This window comes from Aminobacter aganoensis (genome assembly GCF_014206975.1).
In the GTDB taxonomy this organism is placed as follows: domain Bacteria; phylum Pseudomonadota; class Alphaproteobacteria; order Rhizobiales; family Rhizobiaceae; genus Aminobacter; species Aminobacter aganoensis.
Genome location: NZ_JACHOU010000025.1, coordinates 1 through 20,547 on the forward strand (window position 1 = coordinate 1; position 20,547 = coordinate 20,547).

General features: G+C 63.7%; 19 protein-coding genes and 1 pseudogene. 12 read left to right on the forward strand and 8 right to left on the reverse strand.

The window, feature by feature from the left end:
* Positions 1 to 165: 165 nt before the first annotated feature.
* The 6 genes and pseudogenes from GGR00_RS25925 to GGR00_RS25950 all read left to right on the forward strand — a co-directional run bounded on the left by GGR00_RS25925 (position 166) and on the right by GGR00_RS25950 (position 5,105).
* Positions 166 to 639, forward strand: a pseudogene (locus GGR00_RS25925) (Ros/MucR family transcriptional regulator).
* A gap of 79 nt (positions 640 to 718) precedes the next feature.
* A complete protein-coding gene (locus GGR00_RS28720; RefSeq protein WP_425287023.1) occupies positions 719 to 1,423 on the forward strand; it encodes a hypothetical protein in 705 nt (234 codons plus the stop codon).
* 360 nt (positions 1,424 to 1,783) lie between these two features.
* Positions 1,784 to 2,005, forward strand: coding sequence for a heavy-metal-associated domain-containing protein (locus GGR00_RS25935; protein ID WP_009450579.1), 222 nt, complete (start codon positions 1,784 to 1,786; stop codon positions 2,003 to 2,005).
* An 86-nt stretch (positions 2,006 to 2,091) separates the two neighbouring features.
* Positions 2,092 to 4,041 (forward strand): heavy metal translocating P-type ATPase, encoded by a 1,950-nt coding sequence (locus GGR00_RS25940; protein WP_040672527.1) that lies wholly within the window; start codon positions 2,092 to 2,094, stop codon positions 4,039 to 4,041.
* A 92-nt stretch (positions 4,042 to 4,133) separates the two neighbouring features.
* Positions 4,134 to 4,778 (forward strand): DUF924 family protein, encoded by a 645-nt coding sequence (locus GGR00_RS25945; RefSeq protein WP_009450581.1) that lies wholly within the window; start codon positions 4,134 to 4,136, stop codon positions 4,776 to 4,778.
* Between the two features lie 96 nt (positions 4,779 to 4,874).
* A complete protein-coding gene (locus tag GGR00_RS25950; RefSeq protein WP_009450582.1) occupies positions 4,875 to 5,105 on the forward strand; it encodes a hexameric tyrosine-coordinated heme protein in 231 nt (76 codons plus the stop codon).
* 50 nt (positions 5,106 to 5,155) lie between these two features.
* Here the strand turns inward: GGR00_RS25950 and GGR00_RS25955 are convergent, their stop codons facing one another.
* Complete coding sequence (locus tag GGR00_RS25955; protein ID WP_184702214.1) at positions 5,156 to 7,507, reverse strand: heavy metal translocating P-type ATPase; 2,352 nt, start codon at positions 7,505 to 7,507, stop codon at positions 5,156 to 5,158.
* 35 nt (positions 7,508 to 7,542) lie between these two features.
* The gene (locus GGR00_RS25960) at positions 7,543 to 8,931 is read right to left on the reverse strand and encodes a mercuric reductase (protein ID WP_184702216.1); all 1,389 of its coding nucleotides are present in this window, start codon (positions 8,929 to 8,931) and stop codon (positions 7,543 to 7,545) included.
* Between the two features lie 292 nt (positions 8,932 to 9,223).
* On the opposite strand from GGR00_RS25960, the gene GGR00_RS25965 reads away from it, so the two are divergent.
* Positions 9,224 to 10,003, forward strand: a complete 780-nt coding sequence (locus GGR00_RS25965; RefSeq protein WP_184702218.1) for an acetoin reductase — start codon at positions 9,224 to 9,226, stop codon at positions 10,001 to 10,003.
* Here GGR00_RS25965 and GGR00_RS25970 read toward each other — a convergent pair.
* The 4 genes from GGR00_RS25970 to GGR00_RS25985 all read right to left on the reverse strand — a co-directional run bounded on the left by GGR00_RS25970 (position 9,994) and on the right by GGR00_RS25985 (position 14,685).
* A complete protein-coding gene (locus tag GGR00_RS25970; RefSeq protein WP_137390480.1) occupies positions 9,994 to 10,227 on the reverse strand; it encodes a hypothetical protein in 234 nt (77 codons plus the stop codon). The two genes, GGR00_RS25965 and GGR00_RS25970, sit on opposite strands and share 10 nt — an antisense overlap.
* Positions 10,228 to 10,262: 35 nt before the next feature.
* A complete protein-coding gene (locus GGR00_RS25975) occupies positions 10,263 to 12,224 on the reverse strand; it encodes a heavy metal translocating P-type ATPase (RefSeq protein WP_184702220.1) in 1,962 nt (653 codons plus the stop codon).
* Between the two features lie 116 nt (positions 12,225 to 12,340).
* The gene (gene chrA, locus GGR00_RS25980) at positions 12,341 to 13,576 is read right to left on the reverse strand and encodes a chromate efflux transporter (RefSeq protein WP_184702222.1); all 1,236 of its coding nucleotides are present in this window, start codon (positions 13,574 to 13,576) and stop codon (positions 12,341 to 12,343) included.
* A gap of 185 nt (positions 13,577 to 13,761) precedes the next feature.
* A complete protein-coding gene (locus tag GGR00_RS25985; protein WP_009450588.1) occupies positions 13,762 to 14,685 on the reverse strand; it encodes a LysR family transcriptional regulator in 924 nt (307 codons plus the stop codon).
* 168 nt (positions 14,686 to 14,853) lie between these two features.
* On the opposite strand from GGR00_RS25985, the gene GGR00_RS25990 reads away from it, so the two are divergent.
* Genes GGR00_RS25990 through GGR00_RS26010 form a run of 5 tightly spaced genes read left to right on the forward strand, consistent with a single transcriptional unit; the run spans position 14,854 to position 18,617 of the window.
* Positions 14,854 to 15,432 (forward strand): TetR/AcrR family transcriptional regulator, encoded by a 579-nt coding sequence (locus GGR00_RS25990; protein WP_184702224.1) that lies wholly within the window; start codon positions 14,854 to 14,856, stop codon positions 15,430 to 15,432.
* An 18-nt stretch (positions 15,433 to 15,450) separates the two neighbouring features.
* Positions 15,451 to 16,584, forward strand: coding sequence for an efflux RND transporter periplasmic adaptor subunit (locus GGR00_RS25995; RefSeq protein WP_084496653.1), 1,134 nt, complete (start codon positions 15,451 to 15,453; stop codon positions 16,582 to 16,584).
* Complete coding sequence (locus tag GGR00_RS26000) at positions 16,581 to 17,714, forward strand: ABC transporter permease (protein WP_184702226.1); 1,134 nt, start codon at positions 16,581 to 16,583, stop codon at positions 17,712 to 17,714. The genes GGR00_RS25995 and GGR00_RS26000 overlap by 4 nt, the downstream gene beginning before the upstream one ends.
* Position 17,715: 1 nt before the next feature.
* Positions 17,716 to 18,408, forward strand: coding sequence for an ABC transporter ATP-binding protein (locus GGR00_RS26005; RefSeq protein WP_184702228.1), 693 nt, complete (start codon positions 17,716 to 17,718; stop codon positions 18,406 to 18,408).
* 14 nt (positions 18,409 to 18,422) lie between these two features.
* Positions 18,423 to 18,617 (forward strand): hypothetical protein, encoded by a 195-nt coding sequence (locus GGR00_RS26010; protein WP_184702305.1) that lies wholly within the window; start codon positions 18,423 to 18,425, stop codon positions 18,615 to 18,617.
* 91 nt (positions 18,618 to 18,708) lie between these two features.
* On the opposite strand, the gene GGR00_RS26015 is transcribed toward GGR00_RS26010, so the two are convergent.
* Positions 18,709 to 19,125 carry a hypothetical protein gene (locus GGR00_RS26015; RefSeq protein ID WP_184702230.1) on the reverse strand — a complete coding sequence of 139 codons (417 nt, stop codon included), beginning with the start codon at positions 19,123 to 19,125 and terminating at the stop codon, positions 18,709 to 18,711.
* 11 nt (positions 19,126 to 19,136) lie between these two features.
* Positions 19,137 to 20,483, reverse strand: coding sequence for a sulfite oxidase (locus GGR00_RS26020; protein WP_184702232.1), 1,347 nt, complete (start codon positions 20,481 to 20,483; stop codon positions 19,137 to 19,139).
* Between the last annotated feature and the right edge of the window lie 64 nt (positions 20,484 to 20,547).

Sequence of the window (20,547 nt, forward strand, 5' to 3'; positions counted from 1 at the left end):
CAGTTAATTTGAGAATCTGGCTGCAGGAATTCTCACGATTAAGTGCCTAACCCGGGCAAAACCACCGCATTCTTGCATTTAAATGCCAAGCGACAATTGTGTTGCAAAGCTGCAATCCATTAAGTGGCCATGCAGCAATCGTGTTGGTGAAAAGAGGCATTAAACGTGAGCGAAACCCCCATCGATGGATCTGACAGGCTAATCGAGCTGACCGCAGATGTCGTTTCGGCCTAAGTGTCGAACAATCCTGTACCTGTCGCCGAATTGCCCGGCTTGATCTCCAGGGTGTATACGAGCCTGCTGCAGCAGACCGATGTCCCCACGGAAGTCGTATCAGAATCCAAAAAGCCCGCAGTCCCAATCAAGAAGTCGGTGACGCCGGACTACATCGTCTGTCTCGAGGACGGAAAACAGTTCAAATCCCTGAAGCGCCACTTGTCGACCCACCATGGCCTCACCCCGGACGAATATCGTGTGAAATGGGGCCTGCCGGCAGACTATCCGCTGGTCGCGCCAAACTACGCCGCAGCGCGTTCCGCACTGGCAAAATCGATGGGATTAGGACGCAAGCCAAAGCCCGTCGAAGAACCGCCAGCGGCTCCTGCCAGACGGAAGAGACTCGGCCTCAAATTCTCATAGGGCCTCTTTCGACCGTTCCCCAGGTTGCACCGGAACAACTCGCCGCCCCATTTGCGCGATTCAATAGATGCCGTCCTGAATGCACCGGCGCTTCTCCATCGCGAACGGTGAGCAGGGTCAACGGCAGTTCGAAGAACAGACCACCGATGACCCGCACCACTACGGCACCGATGACGAATGTCAGATTCTGAAGGGCAATCCCAGCCGTGCGGCAGGAAGGCCGGTGCGCATCGGGGTCTTCACGTCATCTCCTAGTAAAGAGCTGCCCTCTCGCGGTTCGGTGCGGGAGGGCAAGCAGGAACACCGTTCATGGATGTTGTCGCCGCAAGTCACTGCTTGCGCAACGGCGTTATTCGGTGGTCTTGCCGTCGAAGTGTTCATGCGCGGCGTCGGCTTCAGCCTTGGTTGGATGAACGACACCGTCGACGTGCTCGGGAGGGCTGTAGATCGTATAAAGCTTCAGCGGCTCATTCCCGGTGTTTTTGACGTTATGCCGCGCACCGGCCGGTACGATCATGGCCATATCGGCCCTGATCCTGCTCACATTGCCGTCGATCAGGATTTCGCCTTCGCCGTCCTCGACACGGAAGAACTGATCGCCGTCGTCGTGAACCTCTTCGCCGATCTCCTCGCCGGGCTGAAGCGCCATCAGCACGAGCTGCATATTTCTTGCCGTATAAAGAACACGGCGAAAATCCGTGTTTCCTTCGGTCAGTTCCTCGATGTCATCAACAAATCCACGCATGATATGCTCCATTTCATTGGTTTATTGCAAAAATGTTAGCTCGTCGTTGATCTCACTCAAGTCTCCCCATAAGACTTTCGCATATGGTCGTGTCGCCGATGCGACTTTGGTAAGAGTATCCTCAAGCTGTCCTTCCAGCAGCGGCGCGTCCACATCAAAGCATCCGCCAGGGAATCGAGACTTGTCGACCTGTGCATTTACGCACGGAAATCCCTTTGGTTTAGGCGGCAATTCCACCACAGCTCCCCATGTGGTCGCCCGACGAACCAGAACCAAGGCAGCGGCCTGTGCATTCATGCAAGCCTGGCTTGCCGGTTTCACCAATCGCAATGCGGGGTCAAACCCTTAGATCAATGAGGCAGGGGACACCCCTTCCCCACTATCGAAAGGAACCCGATCATGACCCAGAAAACCATCCTTCGCAGCGATGAGCTTTCCTGCCCCTCCTGCGTACCCAAGATCGAGAAGGCGCTCAACGCCCTTCCCGGTGTGGCAAAGGCCGAGGTGCGCTTCAACACCGGCAAGATCGAGGTCGAGCACGACCCCGCGCAATCGAGCGTTGAAGCGCTGGTCGAGGCAGTGCGTGGAACCGGCTACGAGGCGCGGCCTGCCGCCTTTTGATCGGCACTCCGCCTTTTTCGCCGCGCCGCGTGCCGGCGCGGCAGGCACGCTTTTCCGACATGGATGAAGATGAAAGGAGCGAGGAGATGAGCAATCTTGTCAGCAGGATCAAGAGCGCCTTCGTGCATCCGGCACGGCGGCGTTTCTGGCTGACGGTCGGCAGCGGCGGGTTGATCGCGGCCGGTCTTCTGGCGCGCTACGGCTTCGGCATGGTCGAGGCATGGACCGCGCTGATGGTCGCGGCCGCATTTCTTGCCGGCTCCGACATCGCGATCCGTGCCTGGCGCTCGCTGCGTGTAAAGCATTTCAGCATCGAATTGCTCGTCACCGTCGCGGCGGTCGGCGCGCTCATTATTGGCGAAGTCTGGGAGTCGGCGGCCGTCACCTTCCTGTTCATGTTCGGCGGCTGGCTGGAGGCGCGCACCATGGGGCAGACCCGTGGCGCGCTGAAGGCATTGCTTGATGCCGCGCCCGCCACCGCGACCGTGCTGCGCGACGGCGATCCCGTCGAGGTGCCGGCGCATATGGTCCAGCTTGGCGAGACCGTGCTGGTCAGGGCCGGTCAACGCATCCCGGTGGATGGTGAAGTAACCGAAGGCACCGCCGCCGTCAGCGAGGCGGCGATTACCGGTGAGCCGATGCCGGCCGAGAAAGCGCCTGGCAGCCACGTCCATGCAGGAACGATCGCCGAGAACGGGTTGCTGCGCATCCGCGCCACCAATGTCGGCGCCGACACCACCCTTGCCCGCATTATTCAGCGCGTCGAGGAAGCGCAGGAGGAAAAGGCCCCGAGCCAGCGCATGATCGAGCGCTTTGCGCAATGGTATACGCCGTCGATCATCGGGCTCGCGGTCGCCGCCTTCGCGGTGACGCAGGACATCCGCCTGGCGCTGACGCTGCTGGTCGTCGGTTGCCCCGGCGCGCTGGTCATCTCGACGCCGGTCTCCATCGTCGCCGGCATCGGCCGGGCGGCGCGCAGCGGCATCCTGATCAAGGGCGGCCAGCATCTGGAAAGTGCGGGCCGCATCGATACGCTGGCGCTCGACAAGACCGGCACGCTGACGGAAGGCAAGCCGCAGCTCGCCTCTATCGTCGCGCTCGGCGGCATTGCCGAGGCCGAGTTGCTGCATCTGGCTGCGACCGCCGAGACCGGATCGACCCATCCGCTCGGCCGTCCGATCGTCGAGGCCGGCCGCAAGCAGGGGCCGCTTTCCACGCTCGAATCGCTGGAGGAACATGCCGGCATGGGCCTGAGCGCCCGCATCGACGGCCGCATCATCGCCGCCGGCAACCGGCGCCTCATGGACACGCTCGGCATTGCGCTGGGCCAGGAGGGCGAAGCCGCTCTGGACCGTCTGCTGTCCAATGGCCAGACGCCGATCCTGGTGGCGCGTGACGGGCAGTTGATCGGGATGCTGGGCATGTCCGACATGGCCCGTGAAGGCGCGGCGGAAGCCATCACCCGGCTGCGTAACATCGGCATAGGCCGTGTGGTCATGCTGACCGGCGACCAGCATGGCGCAGCCGAAGCCATCGCCCGCGAGGTCGGTATCGACGAGGTCCATGCCGGGCTGATGCCCGAGGACAAGCTGGAACTGATCCGGAAGATGAAGGCGGATGGCGCGCATGTCGCCATGGTCGGCGACGGCATCAACGATGCCCCCGCTCTTGCCGCCGCCGACACCTCGATCGCCATGGGCGCGGCCGGCAGCGACGTCGCCATCGAGACCGCCGACATCGCGCTCCTGAAAGACGATCTCGGCAAGATCCCCGAGGCGATGGCGATCTCGCGCGCAACGCTGGGCAATATGCGCCAGAACCTCGTCATCGCACTGGTGACGGTGGCCGGACTGCTGGCGGGCGTGTTCTCCGGCAATGTCCATATGGCCGGCGGCATGCTGGTCCACCAACTTTCGGTGCTGATCGTCATCGCCAACGGCATGCGCCTTCTGCGCATGCCGAAGACGACCGCACCCGGCGGGAGGGCCTCAAAGGTCGCCACCGCCCGGCCCGCAACTGTGGCCGCGCGAGGCTGAAGCCTCCTCGCAGACCCCGCAGCGATGCGGAGTCTGTTGTTTTTGCGACGTCAACCCTGTCTCATCGCTCGCATTTGTCGGAAAGGATCGACATGAATGCCAGGACCGCCCCATGGAACGACGTTTTCGACTTCTGGTTTCCCGAAGGCCGCTCCTCACAGATAAAGGCTGAAACTCACCGCGATCACTGGTCGTGGCGGCTGCACGGCGGAGCGGATGACATGATCGTCGAGCGCTTCGCCGACCTCACGAGAAGCGCAGCTTCAGGCGATCTCGACGACTGGACCAGCGACCCCGAAGGCAGGCTGGCGCTAATCATCGTGCTCGACCAGTTCTCGCGCTCGCTCTGGCGCAACACACAGCGCGCATTCGCGCAGGACCCTGCCGCGCTGTCGCTGGCGATGGAGGGGTTTTCGAACGGCCACTACGCATCGCTGGACATGCCCTGGTTCAGAATCGTCTACAGTCAGCCCCTTGGCCATTGCGAAGGCCCGGATCACCTCGCGCGCATCGACCTGCTCATCAGGCTTCGCGAAGAGATAGCGGCGGAAGCGTCCGCTTCCCTTCAACCGATATACCAGTCGCTGGTGGATCAGGCTGGCGACGTACGCAAGGTCATCGCCGCTTTCGACCGTCATCCGCACCGCAATAACGTCCTCGGCCGAGAATCGACGCCGGCGGAAGAAGCTTACATCGCCGGAAGGGATTTCCCGCACGAAAGGGCGTTTCAGGCGTGACGCCTGGAGGCGAAGCGCATCGCGGGTTGATGCTTTCGTCGGCTGCTCGGGTAGATTACGGTTGTTGCGTATTCATATTCTCTGGAAGGAAAAAACATGGCTGACATCTGGCTTCCCTCACTCAAGACAGCGACCCCGCAGGAGGGGTTCGACCTTGCCACCAAAATGGCGCGGGTCGGCGTCAAGGTCACCCAACCGTCCGCAGAAATTCGCGACAAGCTGCGCGCGGCCTACGATCAGGACACCGCGCAACTGATCGCCTCCTCACAGGTGATCGCCATCCATTTCCAGACGGTGGCGGCCGCCAACAATTACTGGCGCGACTGACGCCCTCGCCTACGACTGACGCCAGGGCGTCAGTCGCGTCAGCGTTTCAGTCACAGTTTCAGTCCCCGCAACCGCAGCGCGTTGGCGATGACGCTGACCGACGACAGCGACATGGCGGCTGCTGCGATGATCGGTGACAGGAGCAGGCCGAAAGAAGGGTAAAGCACGCCTGCGGCAACCGGGATGCCGGCGGCATTGTAGATGAAGGCGAAGAACAGGTTCTGGCGGATATTCGCCATCGTCGCCTCGGACAACCGCCGCGCCTTGACGATCCCCATCAGGTCTCCCTTGAGCAGGGTGACGCCGGCGCTTTCGATGGCGACATCGGTGCCCGAGCCCATGGCGATGCCGACATCGGCGGCCGCCAGCGCCGGCGCGTCGTTGACGCCGTCACCCGCCATCGCCACCACCCGGCCTTCCGCCTTGAGCCGGCTTATGACTGCGCTCTTCGCATCCGGCAGCACGTCGGCCTCGACCTCGTCGATGCCCAGCTGGCGGGCCACTGCTTCGGCCGTTGTTTTATTGTCGCCGGTCAGCATGACGATGCGGATGCCCTCGCCATGCAGCGCGTTCAGCGCCTCCTGCGTCGTCGCCTTGACCGGATCGGCGATGGCGAAGATGCCGCCCCCCTTGCCATCGATGCCGAAGTAGATCGCCGTCGCGCCGTCATGGCGCAAGGCGTCTGCCTGTTCAGCAAGTAAGGTAACGTCGACGCCGTGTTCTTCGAGGAACGCCGCATTGCCGAGTGCGATCGCCTTGCCCTCGACGGTGCCGAGCGCCCCCTTGCCAAGCGGAGAGTCGAAATCCACGACGGACGGAATGGCGATGCCCTTCTTCTCCGCCGCTTCCACGATCGCCAGAGCAAGCGGGTGTTCTGACGCTTTCTCGACGCCAGCGGCCAGCCGCAGGATTTCCGTTTCGTCAAAACCGCCTGCCGCAACGATTGCCGTCACCGACGGCCTGCCCTCGGTGAGCGTGCCGGTCTTGTCGACCACCAGCGTGTCGACCTTTTCCATATGTTCGAGCGCCTCGGCGTTCTTGATCAGGACGCCGGCGCTGGCGCCCTTGCCGACGCCGACCATGATCGACATTGGCGTCGCCAGCCCAAGTGCGCAGGGACAGGCGATGATCAGCACGGAAACGGCCACGACCAGCCCATAGGCGAGGCGCGGCTCCGGCCCCCAGATGCCCCAGACGATGAAGGCGAGAATTGCGATGATGATGACCAGCGGCACGAACCAGCCCGAGACCTGATCGGCCATGCGCTGGATCGGCGCGCGCGAGCGCTGCGCATCGGCCACCATCTGGACGATGCGCGACAGCATGGTATCGCGGCCGACCTTCTCGGCGCGGATCACCAGGGCGCCGGTCTGGTTCAGCGTGCCGCCGATAACCTGATCGCCCACAGTGCGAGTGACTGGCATGGATTCGCCGGTGACCATCGCTTCATCAAGCGAGGAGCGTCCGTCCTCCACCACGCCATCGACCGGCACGGTCTCGCCGGGCCGCACACGCAGTCTGTCGCCGAGGATAACGTGCTCGACCGGAACGTCTTCCTCCACGCCATCGTCACCGACGCGACGCGCCGTCTTCGGCGCCAGATCGAGAAGCGCCCTGATCGCGCCCGAGGTCTGTTCGCGGGCGCGCAGTTCCAGCACTTGGCCAAGCAGCACCAGAACGGTGATGACCGCCGCCGCCTCGAAATAGACCGCGACCGTGCCATCTTCCGCGCGGAAAGCGGCGGGGAAAATTCCCGGCGCAAGGGCGGCGACGATGCTGTAGGCCCAGGCGACGCCGGTGCCCATGGCGATCAAAGTGAACATGTTGAGGCTGCGATTGATCAGCGAGGCCCAGGCGCGCTCGAAAAACGGCCATCCGCACCACAAAACCACCGGCGTCGCCAGAACGAGCTGAATCCAGATCGATATCCGCATTGGCACCAGATGGTGCAGGGCCGGGAAAAGATGACCGCCCATTTCGAGCACGAAGACCGGAGCGGCGAGAACCAGCCCGATCCAGAAACGCCGTGTCATGTCGGCGAGTTCGGGGCTGGGGCCGCTGTCGGCCGTCACCACCAGCGGCTCCAGCGCCATGCCGCAGATCGGGCAGCTTCCCGGCCCCTCCTGCCGGATCTCGGGGTGCATCGGACAGGTCCAGATCGCGCCCTCGGCCGCATCCGGAGCAGGTGCCGCATCTCCTGCCAGATATCGGGCCGGGTTCGCCTCGAACTTCGCCTTGCAGGAAGCCGAGCAGAAATAGTGGGTGTGACCCTCATGGGTCAGGTGATGTTCCGCAGTCTGCGGGTCGACCTCCATGCCGCAGACGGGATCCGTCACAAGCTGCGCATGACCCGAATGGTCATGATCATGCGAATGGTGCCGATGCTCACCGTGTCCGTTCATTCTCTAACCCGCCGCCTCACCTGAACCTGAAAAACTCATCTTTTCGCGACGTTGCCAAACAGCGCATTCAGTCCCTCGGCCATCGTCGGATGCGCGAGAATGGCGTCACGCAGGACGCTGTACGGCAAGCCGCCGAGCATGGCCGCCTGCACCACGGCCATCACTTCTCCAGCCTCCGAACCGATCATGGTAAAGCCTGCGATCCGGTCCTGCGGATCGACCAGCGCCTTCATGAAGCCGGCTGTCTGCGAGGTGGTCCGCGTCCGCAGCACCGCCTTCATCGGCAGTTTCGCAACGCGCATATCCATTCCATTGGCCCGCGCTTCCGCTTCGCTCATGCCGATGCGGGCAAGCGGCGGATCGATGAACATGCAATACGGCATCAGCCGGCCGGTAGTGGTCCTGTCGCCACCGCCGAGATTGTCCCGAATGACCCGGAAATCATCGAGCGAAGCGTGGGTGAATTGCGGACTTCCCGCGCATTCGCCGATGGCCCAAACGTCCTTTGCGGTCGTCTCCAGGCGATCGTTCACCTTGATGGTGCCGGGATCCGTCAGCGCAACCCCTGCCTCTTCAAGGCCGATGCCTCGCGTGTTGGGCGTGCGGCCGGCTGCAACCAGAATGTCTGTGCCTTCGATCATTCTCGAACCATCCGGCGTCCGAACGGTGACGCGCACGCTTCCGGCTGATCGGCCCTCCACGTTCGCAACTTCAGCCGACAAAAGCACCTCGACGCCCTCCGCCTCCAGGATCAGTCGGACCTCGTCGGAAACATCCTCATCCTCGCGCTTCAGCAGCCGCGGGCCACGGTCCACAACTGTGACGCGACTGCCGAAACGTCGATACGCCTGGGCAAGTTCAAGGCCGACATAGCCGCCGCCGAGCACGATCAGGTGGGCAGGCAACCGGTCCAGTTCGAGCGCCTCGATATGAGTGAGCGGCCTGGTCTCGGCGAGGCCGGGAACAGGCGGAATGGTTGCATGCGTCCCAAGATTGAGGAACAGCTTTTCAGTGGCGAGCCGCCGCATCCCGCCGTCGTTCAAGGCAACTTGAATCGTCCCAGGCGCGACGAGGCGTGCATTGCCCATGACGAGTTCCGCGCCGGTCGCCTCGTAGCGCTCGAGATGAAACGCCACGAGGCTCTCGACCATGGCGCGCTTGCGCGCCACAACCGTCTTCATGTCGACCGAGACGGGGCCGGCGACAACGCCATACTCCCCGGCATGGGCAACGGTATGAGCGACACCCGCGCTCCAGATCTCGTTCTTGCTGGGCAGGCAGTTGATGTTGGGACACGAACCGCCGATCCAGCGCCGCTCCATGACGGCTACCTTCTGGCCGGCTTGCGCCATATCCCAGGCGAGGTATTTGCCGCCCTCGCCACTGCCGATCACGACAGCGTCGTAGCGCTCCGCTTCCGTCATCAACTACGTATCCTTCTGCAACAGCGACTCACCGCACGATGAAAATATGGCGCTCGGACATATATGCGGAATCATGTCATACTCTTGCGGGGTCGAACAATTACTGTTGCTTTTGCGGGCGGCCCCTTGAGGTGGCCTTACTGCCAGTATCCGTGCCGTCGCATCATTTCCAGGCCACGGCCTTAAAATGGGCCGGGATCATGGAGTGGAGTGGGTTCTGCTCCGGCTGTATTGCCCGGAAAGGGAACATGCTGGCTGCACAGGATTGGCCGACTTTCTGTAGGAGAAAATCATGTCGTTGAATGGCAAAGTCATTTTGGTAACCGGCGCTGGCCAGGGGATCGGACGCGGTATTGCGCTGCGGCTTGCAAAGGAAGGCGCTGATCTCGCGCTGGCCGACGTCAAGGCCGATAAGCTCGACTCCGTTCGCAAGGAAGTCGAAGCGCTCGGACGCAAGGCCACCACCGTCGTCGCCGATGTCAGCAAGCGCGACGAAGTCTACGCCGCCATCGACCATGCAGAGAAGCAACTCGGCGGGTTCGACGTCATGGTCAACAATGCCGGCATCGCCCAGGTCAAGCCGATCGCCGACGTCACGCCCGAGGACATGGACCTGATCTTCCGGATCAATGTCGACGGCGTGCTCTGGGGCATCCAGGCGGCTGCGAAGAAATTCAAGGATCGAGGTCAGAAGGGCAAGATCATCAATGCCTGCTCGATTGCCGGACATGACGGCTTCGCCATGCTCGGCGTCTATTCGGCAACCAAGTTCGCCGTGCGTGCGCTGACGCAAGCCGCCGCCAAGGAATATGCCAGCGCGGGCATCACGGTGAACGCCTACTGCCCCGGCATCGTCGGCACCGACATGTGGGTGGAGATCGACGAGCGCTTTTCCGAGATCACCGGAACGCCGAAGGGCGAAACCTACAAGAAATACGTCGAGGGCATCGCTTTGGGCCGCGCGCAGACACCGGAGGACGTGGCAGCGTTGGTCGCCTTCCTCGCGGGCGCCGATTCCGACTACATCACGGGACAGTCGATCCTGACCGATGGCGGTATCGTCTATCGATAAAGCCGCCTGCCAAATCGCGAACGTTCAGAAGCGCCCACACCGGGAAACGGCCTTGTGAGAATTTTTCTCTCCAGCGGAATGGTTCCGTCTGGAAGAACCGCGTTTTGTCGGAGAGAATTGTTCTCTTGTTGCTTGGCATGGTCATCGCCGCCTTCGGTCGCCATTCGCACTACAGGTTCTTGACCGGCAATCGACACCTGCTGAAGATCGATCGGTTTCCTCATCTACGCGCGTTTCGAGCGGGATTGCCGTCATCCGGTCAAACCCCTGACTGGTATGAAGGCTCTACAGGGCCGGCGTTGGATTGGCGTCGCAGTGAGGTTGCACTGCGCACCCGGATCGGGTCGGCGAGTAGCCTGAGGCCGTTCAGCACCACCAGCACCGTGCCGCCTTCGTGTCCGACGACCGCGAGCGGCAGAGGCAGGGCGAAGAACAGGCTCGAGGCGACCAGAAGCAGCATCATGCCGATGGCGAAAATCAGATTCTGGCGGATAATCCGGTGGGTGCGCCGCGCCAGCCGATGCGCGGCGGCAAGCCGGGCCATGTCCTCCGACAACAGCGCGACATCGGCCGCCTGCAACGCGACATCGCTGCCCGCCGCGCCCATGGCGATGCCGACATCGGCGCGCGCCAGCGCGGCGGCGTCGTTCACCCCGTCGCCGACAAAGGCGACTTTCCCATTCCTCGCCAGTTCGCCCACCAGCCGGACCTTGTCTTCAGGCAGCAGATCGGCATGGACATGTTTTGCTTCCAGTCCGAGCTCCGCGGCGATCCGCAAGCCGACAGAGCGCCGGTCGCCGGTCATCATGGCGATGGTGCCCACCCCAGCCGCTCTGAGCGCAGCCAACCCCGCGGCCGAGGTCGCGCGCGGACGGTCGGCGACGGTGAGCGCGCCATAGACCCGATCTCCCCGCCCCAGCCACACCACGGTCTGGCTGCCGTCCGTCAGCTGCGCAAATTCGGGTGCGTCGAGCGATGCGCCCATGCGCGCGGCCATGCGCGGATTGCCGGCCCAGAGCGGGCCCACGGCATCCTCCCCCGTAATCCCCTCACTGGGCACGGTTTCCACATCGCGCACCACGGCGGCGGTTATGCCTTTTTCGTCGATGTGGCGGCGGATCGCATCGGCAATTGGATGTTCGGAATGCGCCTCGAGACCCGCGATCAATGACAGGAACCGCTCTTCGGCCTGTGCTCCCGTTTCCGACGCCACCACCTGTGTCACCTCGGCCTTGCCTGTTGTCAGCGTACCGGTCTTGTCGAAGGCGAAGATATCGACATCGGCCAGCGTCTCCAGCGCCGCGCCGCCCTTGAACAGCACGCCGCCGCGCGCGGCCGCCGCCAATGCCGAGAGGATCGCGGCCGGGACCGATATCACCACCGCGCAGGGGCTGGCCGCGACAAGCAGCGTCGCGGCGCGATAAAGCGCATCCTGCATCGTCCAGCCAAGCGCGAGGAATATCGCCAAAGCAAGCACCGCACCCACCAGCACCGCGATGGTGTAGCGCTGGCCGAACCAGGCGCTGAACCGTTCGGACGGAGCGCGTGCGGCCTGTGCCTCTGTCACCAGTTCGATCATCCGCGCCACCGTGCTTTCCGCGACCGGGCGGGTGACGCGGACCACCAGCACGGCGTTGAGGTTCACCGTGGCCTCAAACACCTTTGCACCGGGGCTTTTGCCGACCGGCATCGATTCGCCTGTGATCGTCGCTTCGTCGAGCGAGCCTTCCCCTTCCGCCACCTCGCCATCAGCCGGCACCCGCGCGCCGGGGCGCAGCACCACCAGATCGCCGGCCACGAGATCGTCCACCGGAACTTCCGTGACTGTTCCATCCGAATCGCGCCTGAGCGCGGTGTCGGGACGCAGCGCCATCAGCGCCTCGACCGCATGGCGCGCCCGGCCCATCGCCCGCTGCTCCAACGTGGTCGAGAGGCTGAACAGCGTCAGCAGCACCGCCCCTTCGAGCGCAGCACCCACCGCCGCGGCGGCGAGGGCGGCCACGATCATTAGAAGATCGATGTCGAGGATCCGCTCACGCCAGAGCGTGGTCAGGGCCCGAACCGCCGTCGGCACACCACCGGCCAGATAGACCAGCACGAGGCCGACCGGTCCCCATAGACCGGGGCTCAAAAAGGCATCGACAGTTGCAAGCGCCATCCCGGCAAGCGTGATGCCGGTCAATGCTGTCATGAAGCGGTCGGAAGAAAGATCGATTTGCAATTTGTGTTCCTGGCTGTGCCGCGACGGCGGCAGTGGCTGGGGAGACCGGCGATGATGCGCCGGATGGGCTGGCGATCTGTCCGGTCGATCAGGTTCCTGGTCGCTATTCCTTTCCATTATGACATTGAGCTTACCTCCAGAATCGCGCCGCCGGCAGCCGCGATCAGCACCACGAGCCAGGGCGGGAATCTCCAGCTCATCAAGGCCACGAAACAGGTCAGCGCCAGCGCAAAGTCGCGGGGCGAACCGATCGCGCTGATCCAGAGCGGATCGTAGAGCGCAGCGCCCAGAATGCCGACCACCGCAGCGTTCGCGCCTGCCATCGGCGCCCGCACGCCGGAGCGTGCGCGCAGTGTGTTCCAGAACGGCAGCGCGCCGACAAGCAGCAGGAAGCCCGGCAGGAAGATCGCAAGAAGGGCGAGCGTCGCGCCGGCGATCCCGTTCGGGCCGGGTTCGAGCAGCATGCCGAGATAGGCGGCGAAGGTGAATAGCGGCCCCGGCACCGCCTGGGCCGCGCCATAGCCGGCCAGGAACGCATCGGGCGTGACCCAGCCCGGGCGAACCACTTCGGCTTCCAGCAAAGGCAGGACCACATGGCCGCCACCGAATACCAGAGCACCGGCGCGATAGAACGCGTCGATCACCGCCAACCCCTGCGCGGGAAACAGCGCCGCCGCCAGCGGTAGGCCGAAGATCAGGATGAAGAACAGGGCCAGCGCGACTATCCCCGCCTGTCGCGAGACCGGGAAGGGCAGCGCTTCACCCGTCTCTCCCGCCGTGTCCCGGCAAAGCCAGAGCCCGGCAAGTCCACCGAGCAGAATTGCACCCACCTGGCCCGTCGCGCCCCCGATCAGCACCACCATCAGGACGGCGGCGAGCGCGATCGTCTGGCGTGAGCGGTCGGGGCAGAGCGTGCGCGCCATCCCCCAGACCGCCTGCGCCACGATGGCCACCGCCACCAGTTTCAACCCGTGGAGCACCCCGATGCCAAGCGGGCCTGAAAACGCCCCCGCTCCGAGCGCGAACAACAGCAGCAGCAGGGCGGAAGGCAAGGTAAACGCCACCCAGGCAGCCAGCGCACCCACCGGTCCGGCACGCTGCAAGCCCAATGCAAAGCCGACCTGGCTGGATGCTGGTCCCGGAAGGAATTGGCATAGCGCGACCAGACCGGCATAGCCACGATCCTCGATCCAGCCGCGCCGGGCGACGAATTCCTCGCGGAAATAGCCCAGATGCGCGATCGGTCCACCGAAGGAGGTGAGGCCCAGTTTCAGGAAGGCGGCCAGAACCTCGCCGGGCGTTCCTTGTCGTTGGCGCTGAGGCATAACATTCAGCGTGTCATTGGCGGGCATGATGTCTCCGTGATGCTCGCGATTTCAGGGGCTTGCGAGGCGCTATGAGAAGACGCATCCGACATTGTCCCTGTATTGGAGCAATGGAACAGACTGGTGACTGCCGAAGCGCGCGCCTTGTTGCTCCATCAGCATCGCAAGCGGTGTCCACAGGACCGCACCCCGCAAGAGAGATAACGGATGAATCATGCCGTGGTTGTCCGGGGAGGACCCGCCTGTGGCCGGCGACCCTCCAGAAGATCGGCGTCAGCAGCGAGCGCGTCGGCCATGAAATCCATGAACGCGCGGATGCGGGCAGTGTTGCGCAGATCCTCATGGGTCAGCAGCCACAGATCGAGCCGGAAATCTTCCGGAAACATGGCGATGCGGACGAGGTCGGGCGTGCGGTCGGCCACGGCGCAAGGCAGTGGCGCAAGGCCGATTCCGGCCCTTGCCGCGGCAATCGCAGCCGAGATCGAATTGGTCCGGTAAATCGGCCGCACCGTCGGCAGCCAATCCGCCAACTGATGGCCAATCGCTCCATGTGACCGGCCGAAGCCGATCCAGTCATTGCCGGCAAGATCGTCATCGAGTCCGTGAGCGGCGCGTTCCGCCGAGACATAGGCTCCGAATGCCAGTCGGCCGACGCGCCGGCCGACCAATGTTTCCTGCGGGGTGTTGCCGATGCGCAGTGCGACATCGGCCTCGCGTCGGGTCAGGTCCAGGGGAGTGTCCGAAACGATCACTTCCAATTCGATCCCTGGCTGCGCTGCATGGAAGGCCGCCAGATGCGGCGGCAATAACCCGATCGCCAGCATATCGATGGCTGTGATGCGGATAAGCCCGCTCAGGCGCTGGTCCTGTCCGGTCACCTGACGCGACAGGGCGATAATCTCCTCATCGATCCGGATGGCGGTCTCGTGCATGGCCTCTCCGGCGCCCGTCAGCGCATAGCCATCCGGCAACCGCTCAAAGAGCCGGACACCCAGACGTTCCTCGAAGGCGCCGAGACGGCGAAACACGGTCGAGTGCGTTACGCCAAGGCTGCGTGCTGCTCCAGACAGCGTGCCCGCCCGGGCCACAGCGAGGAAAAAGCGCAGATCGTCCCAGTTCTGGTTCTGTGCATCCATGAAGGATCACCCCTTGCAAGCCTGCTCCGATTGCCGGCAGGCTGCCCCCATCTTGCCCGCAACACCGCGCGTTCGCATTGCCTCGTCAGAAAAGCTTGACCACGATCATCGCTCCATTAAGTATGTGACTGCTCACTTACTAGGTGTTTTATGCGAAAATCCGCGGAATTGCGCAAGGCCGAAATCGTCGCGGCCGTCCTCGACCTGGCCGACCAGATCGGACCGGACCGGGTGACGACAGGCGCTGCGGCGTCGGCGGTGGGCGTAAGTCAGGCTGCCCTGTTCCGGCATTTCCCGACAAAGGCCGCGATGTGGCTTGCCGTGGCGGATCATGTGGCCGGGGAACTGGCTATGGAATGGCAGCGGGCACTGGCTGGGACTGATAACCCCCTCGACCGGGTCACAGCGCTCATGGCCGCGCAACTGGGACAGATTGCAGCCACACCGACGCTGCCCATGCTGCTGTTCTCGCGCGAGCTGAATGTCGGCAATGAGGATCTGCGCGCGGCCTTTCGAGGCCTGTTGATGAAGTTTCAGGCGCTGATTGTAGCCGAACTGGCTCGCGGTCAGGACGCCGGCTGCCTGCGCCGCGAAGTCGCCCCGGAGGATGCCGCCGTTCTGCTGACGTCGCTGGTGCAGGGCATGGCGATCCGCTGGTCGCTCGGGGCGCGCAACTTCTCGCTGATCGGGGAAGGAAAGCGGGTACTTGAAATACAACTTCGGCTTTTGACCGTGAAGGAGGATTAGGCCATGCGGCGTCGGTGGATGTTCGGTGCAGCGGCAGTGGTTCTCTTGTTCGGCGTGGGTGTGCTGTTCCTCACCGAGCGGCCGCTCACGGTCAACGTGGTGCAGGCCGAGCAGGATGTGGCCCTGCGCATCTACGGCCTCGGTTCGGTCGAGGCGCGGATTCTCAGCCGGGTGGGATTCGAGGTCGGGGCTGCCCTGACCGGGCTGGCCGCCGACGTCGGGGACCGGGTAGTCAGGGGGCAGGAACTGGCGACCCTCGATCCAGCCGAGCAGGAAGCGCGCACCGCCCGCGCCCGCGCCGCGGTCGAGGCCAATGTCGCCGCCCTCGCCCGCGCCGAGGCAACGGTGGCGCGTGCCAGTACCGTTCTGGCGCAGCGCCAGGCGGCAAATCAGCGTCAGCAGGGATTGGCGCAGCGCGATGTGACCTCGATCCAGCGCGCCGAGGAAGCGCAGCGCGACGAGGATGTGGCCCGTGCCGATCTTGCGGTTGCCGAGGCGGATGTGGCAGTGATCCGTGCTCAGGGCGCGGACGCTGCGGCAGCCCTGCAACAGGAGAATGTCCTTCTCGCCCGTCATCGGCTGAGCGCACCCTATGACGCGGTGATCGTCACGCGCCATGCCGAAGCGGGAACGGTGGTACGGGCCGGCGATCCGATCTTCACCCTGATCGCCCCGGAAACCGTCTGGATACAGGCCTATGTCGATGAGGAGCGCGCCGGCCAGCTTGCGCTTGGCCAGCCCGGCACGATCCGGCTGCGCTCGCAGCCGCAGGCTGAGTTCCAAGGCAGTATCGCCCGCATCGGGCTTGAAAGCGACCGGGTGAATGAGGAACGCCGAATCTGGCTGACCTGCACAGACTGCCCCCAACCGCTGTATCTCGGCGAGCAGGCCGAGGTGCGCATCACCACCGGCAACCGCAACAGTGCGCTGATGGTGCCGGAGGTGGCGATCACCGGTTTCGACGGGCATCGCGGCCGGGTCTGGCTGGTGCGGGACGGACGGCTGGAGCAGGTCGAACTGTCCTTCGGCGCGCGCGACGATCGGGGCCGGGTCGAAGTCACGGGCAGCCTGCCGGACGATGCCGCCATCGTCGCCCGGATACCGCAAGGCGCGACCGAGGGGCGGCGGGCGCGGACCAGGACCACGCCATGAACCTTGCCCTCAAGGATATACGCCACGGACTGTTCCGCTTCGTCCTCACCTGTTTCGGGCTGGGGCTCTTGATGACAGTCGTGCTGTCGATGATCGGCATCTATAACGGCCTTGTCGCCGATGCGCTGGCGGTCGTGAAGGCGCCGGCAGCAGATGTCTGGGTGGTCGAGAGCGGCACCATGGGGCCGTTCGCTGAAGCCTCGAACATCCCGCTGACCACGCGCGATGCCGTGGCGCGGATGCCCGGCGTGGCCGAAGCCGGCGCGATCAATTTCCAGAACATCGAGGCTGCCCATGCCGGTGCTTCGCTGCGGCTCTACGTCATCGGCTATGAACCAGAACATCCCGGCGGCCCGCAGCGCATCGCCGAGGGGCGCGGCATCGGCACAAGCCATTTCGAACTGGTGGCAGACCGCAAGACAGGCCTTCTGACCGGCGAGACGATCCGTCTCGGACGCAACCGCTTCGTCGTGGTCGGGCTGGTCGAGGGGGCGATGAACGCGGGCGGTGATCCGGCGGTCTATGTGACGCTTTCCGATGCGATGGCGCTCCAGACCGAACTCGACCCGGCCGCCCAGCGGGTACAGGCCGCGCGTGGGGTCGTTTCCGTCAAGTCCGCATCCGTCGCCGCCGTCATTGCTCGCATGGCGCCCGGCGCCGACGTCGATCTGCTCGCCGCAACGGTGCGGCAGTGGAAGCATCTGGCAGCTCTGACGCAGGCCGAGCAGGAAGAAATCCTTCTGTCCTCGGTGGTGGATCTGGCGCGCCGCCAGATCGGCCTGTTCCTCGGCATCCTGCTCAGCGTTTCAGCGGTGGTGATCGCGCTCATCATCTACACGATGACCATGGAGAAGCTGAAACAGATCGCCACGCTGAAGCTGATCGGCGCCCCCGACCGCACCATCGTCGCGCTGATCGTGCAGCAGGCGCTGATCCTCGGCGCTTCGGGCTGGGGGATCGGCCTGGTGCTAATCCTGACCGTGAAAGACTATTTTCCCCGCCGGGTGGTGCTGGAGCCGTTCAACGCTATGGTTCTTGCCGGGATCATCTTCGCCGTCTGCATCGCCGCCTCGGGTCTTGGCGTACGGGCGGCAATGAAGGTCGATCCGGCCACGGCTCTGGGGAGCTGACATGACGGACGGCGAAATCCTGATCGACGTGAAGGGTGTGGCCAAGCATTTTGGGGACGGCGAAACCCGTGTCGATGCGCTGCGCGACGTCGACCTTCAGGTTCGCGCCGGCGAGGTGATCGCTCTTCTTGGCCCCTCCGGCTCGGGCAAGACCACGCTGCTCAACGTCATCGGCTGCATCCTGGCGCCATCGGCGGGCAAGGTGACGCTGGACGGCGAGACGGTGTTCGACGGGCAATGGCTGCGGCGCGACCTGAGGAGGCTCAGGCTCGACAAGATCGGCTTCATCTTCCAGACCCATAACCTTTTGCCTTTCCTGACTGCGGAGGAGAACGTCGCCGTGGTCCTCGACCTCGCCGGCTGGTCGGTTGAGAAGGGTCGCGCGCGTGCCGGCGATCTGCTCGGTTATCTCGAGGTCGACCACCGCGCCGCGGCCAAGCCAGCGCTCCTGTCGGGTGGCGAGGCGCAGCGAGTGGCCATTGCGCGGGCGCTGGCCAACCGTCCCCGCATCATCCTGGCCGACGAACCGACCGCCGCGCTCGACGGCAAGCGGGCCGGACTGGTGATGGACCTTCTGCGCAAGCTTGCCGTCGAGCAGGAAGCCTGCATCGTCACCGTCACCCATGACGAGAAGATTTTTGACCGTTTCGACCGCCTGATCCACCTGCGCGACGGCCGCCTCGCCGACGCCTGACCCCGGAGGATGCCATGACCGCAAGACACCTGTCTGTTTCCATCGCTGCCGGCGTGGCGGTGGCGTTCGGGCTGGCTACCGTCCTCTCAGGCGGCCGCGCGCTCTTCGGCGACGTGGACATGGGCGCGGTGGTGTCCTTCGTGCTGTGGTTCAACTTCCTTGCTGGCTTTGCCTATGTTCTGTCAGGCGGCTGCCGGCCTTTGCTTTGAAGGTCAGCGAAGACCGCGATTATTCCTTCGCATAGGCGACGAAATCGGCCCGCTCGAGATGGCAAGAGCCCTTGCCGGCTCGGGACTCTGGCTACCGCTGCGACGAATAATGTTCCTTCAGGTAGTTGAGAATCGTCTCACGCAGCTCCTCACCACCATCGGCCATGCCCTGTTCCTCGATCATCCACTTCCACAGATAATCCCACCTTGCATCCGAAAGACGTTGCTGCTTGACCAGAGCGATGGAGTGGCACGCCGAACACATATAGAAGGTCTCTTCCGCGCCCGGACCGTCGATCAGGCCGTCGAATTCCGGATTGCCTTCAGGCCGCGGAGCAGCGCCTGGTGATGGCATTGCAGGGCGCATCGGGTCATAGCGCATTGCCTGGGCGAGCAGGATTTCATCCGCCGCAGCCCGTGAGTCGCTTCCTTGCGCTGCGGCAGACAGCGAAATTCCTGTTGCCGCAGCGAAAGCAATGGCTGCACTCAGAAGAAGACGGGAATACACGGCTGCTCCGATCAGCTGGCGAACAGCGCGAGGCGATGGATCATGTTGTTGCCGTAGCCGCGCGGGTTCCATCCGGGGGTAACTGCCGGCTGCGAGACGTCGTTCATGTCCGTCGCGCGTGCCCATACCTCATAATAGCCCTGTTCGGGCGGGGTCACTTCGGCACGCCAGCGCTGCCAGGCATATTTGTTCGGCGCCGGCTCCAGCGTCGCTTCCTGCCAGGTCTGGCCGAAGTCGAGCGAGACATGCATAGCCTTCACGTCACCGTCGCCTGCCCAGGCGTGGCCACGCACTTCCACGGCCTGTCCTTGCGTTACTTCCGTGCCTGTCGTCGGCGCGGTGATGATCGATTTCACCGGCATGACGGTGAGGATTTCCATATCTTCTTCCGGCACCTCGGTGCCGGGCGCCACCGGATATTTCGGCATGCGATAGGAATAGCCGCCCATCTTCGGCCCATCATGCTCCTTGTCGCGAATCCAGATCCGGGTCAGGTATTTTTGCGAAACCGAGCCCGGATAGCCGGGAATGACCAGACGCAGCGGGAAGCCGTGCAGTGCTGGAATGTCCTCGCCATTCATCTCCCATGCGATCAACGCCTCTGGCTCCAAGGCCTTTTCGATAGGCACACCGCGCGAAATCACGACCTTGTCCGGGTCGCCTGAGATGTCGACATCGTTCCCGTAATGGCCGGTATAGACGGCAGAGGATTTCACGCCGGCCTTTTCAAGCACGTCGCGCAGCCGCACGCCGGTCCATTGCGGACAGCCGACCGCTCCCACCGTCCACTGGTTGCCGGAAGCGCCGGGCTGGAAGAACGCCCTGCCGTTGCCGCCGCATTCGAGCACCAGCGCCAAAGTGACATGCTCGAAATCGTTCTTAAGGTCATCGACGGTGAGCGAAAGCTCGTTCTCCACCTCGCCATCGATGGTGAGCGTCCAATCGCTCGCATCCTTGTCGAGCGCAGATTGCGGAACGAGGCCGTTGGCGCGCACGAACAGCCGCGAATAGGGCGTGATGTCGTCATCGAGCAGATTGGCCGGCGTCTCGGCATTGAGCGGCCGATCGTTATGGATCGTCAGGCCATCCTTTTCCGACATGAGGTCAGAGCCAGTGTCCTGCGCAAACGCCGCAGGAACAAGGCCATCGGGGAAGTGGCGTCCGAAGGGTACCGCCATGCCGAGCGCTGCGCCAAGGGCAGTCAGCCCGGTACTTTTCAGGAAGCCGCGTCGATCCGAAGAGGACAGCCGGTCGAAAACCGTTCTCGTTGCATGCGGCGAACGATCCTGATCGACGACTTCATGTGCGGACGCCGCCAAACGCTCCTTGCCTTCATCCCTGTCGAGTAGAAATGTCATAGTTTCTTTCCTCCCTGTGCATAAAACAACCGGTTAGGCCATGAACAATAAATCCTCGGTCAAT